The following is an 856-nucleotide window of genomic DNA, read 5'->3' as shown; positions in this document are numbered from 1 at the left end:
AATTTATTCTCTAAACCGGAGTGTTTGAAAAAACTATGAGGGTCATCAAGCTGGCTTTTACATTGATCAATAAAGCTTGCTGCAACATCAAGATATTCTTTTTTATAACGCTTGAACTCATTTTGTTGTTCGGGGCTAAGAACCTGCGGAACGAGTTGTAGTAAGTGAAATTGAATTTCGCGCTCACTCAGAATATTGCCTTGATATGGAGCTAAGACACCGATCTCAATAAAGCGTTTGTATAAGCGAAACCCCATCGCATGAAACGTGCGTACTTCTGGAATACTTTGGCCTTCACCTCGCACTGATTGCAGCTTTTTCTGAAAATCGAGTTGCGCGCTTTTATTGAACATAAGCACAAGTAAGCGTCGTGGGTCGTAGCCATCAGCAAGTAATTTATTGATTCGATGTGCAAGTGTTGTGGTTTTTCCGCTACCGGCAACAGCACGAATCACATAATGCGCAACGGGAGCATCGACAATAATGCGTTGTTCAGGTGTTAGAGATATCTCGGGCATGCAGTGCTTATCGTGTTACGCGGTATGTCGGATTACTTGAGTTTTGGTATCAGAGTCAACAAACTATGAACTTTACTAACAGGATATAAGTGTCAGCGGATGATGCGTGCAATCATACTATTAAGTTTACTGATCTGGGTAGGCGGATGTGCCTCAAAAAATGCGGTTCCAAACGATTTCCAAATCAATACATCAACGCAGTCGATTAAAGAGCCCTAAGGTTTGATGACAGCGATTTCCTCAGGCGATGAAGTCGCTATGAAGGAACGTATTTTGGCGGGAGACTCTGTGAATGCAGAGTTTGAGGGGCACACACCTCTGAGATACGTGATCAGCGC

1 protein-coding gene is annotated in these 856 nt (G+C 43.1%); it reads right to left on the bottom strand.

Annotated features, from left to right (window positions below):
- A partial coding sequence (locus A3739_RS03010; RefSeq protein ID WP_156502294.1) for a UvrD-helicase domain-containing protein occupies positions 1–518 on the bottom strand: 518 nt, incomplete at its 3' end.
- Positions 519–856: the final 338 nt, after the last annotated feature.

This window comes from Oleiphilus sp. HI0067 (assembly GCF_001635735.1).
Note: the sequence above shows the minus strand (reverse complement) of the source record. Positions and strands in the feature narration are given on the sequence as shown.